Here is a 3,647-nt window from a genome sequence, read left to right as displayed (position 1 = left end):
TGGCGCGCCTGACCGGCGGCGCATGGAAGCAGCAGATGCCGCGGCCCGGCCGCAGCGTCGCCGCGCCGCGCCCGCACGCGGGCGATCCGGTCGTCTACTACCCGACCTGCGGCGGCCGCATCTTCGGCGACGGCACGCCGGGCCAGCCGTCGCTGCACGAGGTGGTCACGACCGTGCTCGAGCGCGCCGGCTACGCGGTGCGCCTGCCGCGGGGCGTCGAGTCCCTGTGCTGCGGCCAGATGCTGGCCAGCAAGGGCCGCGCGCAGGAGGCCGCCACGATGGCGGACACCCTGGCCGAGGCGCTGCTGCACGCGGCCGCCGATAGCCAGGGCGGCTTCCACCCCGTCGTCATGGATGGCAGCGCCTGCGCGCTGCGCATGAAGAAGCACCTCGCCGGCCGGCTGCAGGTGCTGGACTTCCACGAGTTCGCGCACGACGCGCTGCTGCCGCGGCTGCGCATCCGGCGCAGCGCGGCCCCGGTGGCGCTGCACGTGAACTGCAGCGCGCGCCGCTCCGGCTCCGACGAGAAGCTGCGCAAGGTGCTGCGCGCCTGCACCGAGCAGGTCGTGGAGCCGAACGGCGTCACCTGCTGCGGCTTCGGCGGCGAGCTCGGATTCAAGCTGCCAGAGCTCAACGCCCACGCACTGCGCCACGTGCCGGCGCAACTGCCCGAGGGATGCTGCTCGGGCGTCTCCAGCAACCGGACCTGCGAGATCGGCCTCACCGACCGCACCGGGCGCAGCTACCGCTCCATCGCCTACCTCCTGGAAGAGTGCAGCCGTCCCGACGCCGCCGGCGCCGCCTGCTGACCTCCAGCCCCCTTACCAACCCTTCGAGGAGACCCTCGCCATGCAACCCTGGCAGCAGATCTACGACCCGTTCGGCAACCTCTGGTTGTCCGCGCTCGTCGCCGCCATCCCGATCATCTTCTTCTTCGTGGCGCTGGCGATCCTGCGCATGAAGGGGCACATCGCGGGCACCATCACGGTCGCCCTGTCGCTCGGCGTGGCGGTGCTCGCCTACGGCATGCCCGTCGACATGGCGCTGGCCTCGGCCGGCTACGGCTTCTTCTACGGCCTGTGGCCGATCGCCTGGATCATCGTGACGGCGGTGTTCCTCTACAAGGTGACGGTGAAGACCGGCCAGTTCGACATCATCCGGGCCTCGGTGGTGTCGCTCACCGAGGACCAGCGGCTGCAGATGCTGCTGGTGGGCTTCTCCTTCGGCGCCTTCCTCGAAGGCGCGGCCGGCTTCGGTGCACCGGTGGCGATCACCGCGGCGCTGCTGGTGGGCCTGGGCTTCAACCCGCTGTACGCCGCGGGCCTGTGCCTGATCACCAACACCGCGCCGGTCGCCTTCGGCGCGATGGGCATCCCGATCATCGTGGCCGGCCAGGTGACCGGGCTCGACCCGTTCCACATCGGGCAGATGGCCGGCCGGCAGCTGCCGCTGCTGTCGATGCTCGTGCCCTTCTGGGTGATCGCCATGATGGACGGCTGGCGCGGCATCCGCGAGACCTATCCCGCCATCCTGGTGTGCGGCGTGTCCTTCGCGGTTACCCAGTACTTCACCGCCAACTACATCGGCCCGGAACTGCCGGACATCACCTCGGCCCTCGTGAGCCTGATCTCGCTGTCCGTCTTCCTGCGCTTCTGGAAGCCCAGGCGCATCTTCCGCTTCGCGGGCCAGGAGACCGTGGCCAGGGCGGAGAGGAAGCATTCGCTGGGTGCTATCCTGAAGGCGTGGTCACCCTTCGCCATCCTGACCCTGGTCGTGACGGTCTGGTCGCTCAAGCCCTTCAAGGCGCTGTTCGCCAAGGGCGGGATGCTCGCCTGGACGGTGATCACCACGCCGGTGCCCTTCCTCGACAAGCTCGCCGTCAAGATGCCGCCCATCGTGAAGGCCGCCAGCCCGTACGCCGCGTCGTACTCGTTCAACTGGCTGTCCGCCACCGGCACCGCGATCCTGATCGCGGCCATCATCAGCCTCGTGCTGCTGCGCATGCGGCCGATGGACGCCGTGCGCGAATTCGGCGCCACGTTCAAGGAACTCACCCGCCCGATCTACTCGATCGGCATGGTGCTGGGCTTCGCCTTCATCGCCAACTACTCGGGCCTCTCGGCCACGCTCGCCCTGCTGCTGGCCGGCACCGGCGTGGCGTTCACCTTCTTCTCTCCCCTCCTCGGTTGGCTGGGCGTGTTCCTGACCGGCTCGGACACCTCCGCCAACGCGCTGTTCTGCAACCTGCAGGCCACCACCGCGCAGCAGATCGGCGTGCCCGACACGCTGCTGGTGGCGGCCAACACCACCGGCGGCGTCACCGGCAAGATGATCTCGCCGCAATCGATCGCCGTCGCCACGGCGGCCGTGGGCCTGGTCGGCAAGGAGGCGGACCTGTTCCGCTTCACCGTCAAGCACAGCCTGCTGCTGGCCTGCCTCGTGGGCATCATCACCACCCTGCAGGCCTACGTGCTGCCCTGGATGATCCCGGGCCACGAAGGCCAGGGCGCGGCGCTGTCCGTGGGTGCGTCGATGCCGGTCTGGATCGCGGGCGCTGCCGCGGTGGTCGGCGCGGCCCTGCTGGCGATGGTCCTGCGCCGCCGGCGTGCGTGATGCCATGAGCGCGCGCCCCTCCACGGTGTACTTCTATGCCACCTGCGTGGTCGACCTGATGGCGCCGCAGGCGGGAGTGGATGCGATCTGCCTGCTGCAGGAGGCGGGCATCGAGGTGGTGTTCCCGCAGGCCCAGAGCTGCTGCGGGCAGCCCGCCTACAGTGCCGGCTTCTTCGACGAAGCCCGCCGCGTCGCGCAGTCCCAGCTGGGGATCTTCCCCGAGCCCTGGCCCATCGTGGTGCCCTCGGGCTCGTGCGCCGCGATGATGAAGCACGAGTGGCCGAAGCTGTTCGAAGGCGACGCCGTGCTCGCGGCGCAGGCGCGTGGCGTGGCCGCGCGCATCGTCGAGTGGACCGCGTTCGCGCAGGAGGTGCTCGGCCTGGGCCTGCCCGCTGCGGCCGCGCCCGCGGCAGTGCCGGTCAAGGTGGCGCTGCACACCTCGTGCAGCGCCCGCCGCGAAATGGGCACGCACCTGCCCAGCGAGGCGCTGCTGCGCGCGCTGCCGGGCGTGGAAGTCGTGCAGCAGGCGCGCGTGGCCGAGTGCTGCGGCTTCGGCGGCACCTTCGCGGCCCGCCACCCCGACATCTCCGGCGCGATGGTGGGCGACAAGCTCGATGCCCTGCGTGACAGCGGCGCCGAGGTGGTGGTGAGCGCCGATTGCGGCTGCCTGCTGAACCTGCACCACGCGGCGGAGAAGCGCCGCGCCGCCGGCGAGGCGCTGCCGCGGCTGGTGCACCTCGCGAGCTTCGTGCGCGAGCGCGGCGGGGCCGACGACGCGGCGCGCTGCGTCACCGACTGATCCCGGAGGCCCAGGCCATGCCCCTGCCCGACAACCGCAACGCTCGCCACGCCATCTTCGCCGCCCTGCGCGCCGCGCCGGCCGCGCCGCTGCCGCCGCCCGACCTGGCCCCGTACTACGCCGGGCCCTTCGGCCGCGGGGCCGTCGGCGCGCGCATCGATCCGGCATCCCTGTGCGCCTCCTTCGAAACCGCCGCGCGCGGCTGGCGCGCCGACGTGCTCCGTGCCGGTGCCCG

At 71.5% G+C, this 3,647-nt stretch carries 3 protein-coding genes and 1 pseudogene; all 4 read left to right on the top strand.

What is annotated here, in order from left to right:
- On the top strand, nt 1-809 hold an 809-nt coding region (locus VFM98_RS25060; RefSeq protein WP_325112608.1), incomplete at its 5' end, for a (Fe-S)-binding protein.
- Between the two features lie 40 nt (nt 810-849).
- Nucleotides 850-2,496: pseudogene (gene lldP / locus VFM98_RS25055) on the top strand (L-lactate permease); the annotation flags it as partial.
- A 121-nt stretch (nt 2,497-2,617) separates the two neighbouring features.
- A complete protein-coding gene (locus VFM98_RS25050) occupies nt 2,618-3,412 on the top strand; it encodes a (Fe-S)-binding protein (RefSeq protein ID WP_325112606.1) in 795 nt (264 codons plus the stop codon).
- A gap of 17 nt (nt 3,413-3,429) precedes the next feature.
- On the top strand, nt 3,430-3,647 hold a 218-nt coding region (locus VFM98_RS25045), incomplete at its 3' end, for a hypothetical protein (protein WP_325112605.1).

This window comes from Ramlibacter sp. (assembly GCF_035706265.1).
Taxonomy (GTDB): Bacteria; Pseudomonadota; Gammaproteobacteria; order Burkholderiales; family Burkholderiaceae_C; genus Ramlibacter.
This window is presented reverse-complemented; position numbering and strand designations above follow the sequence as displayed.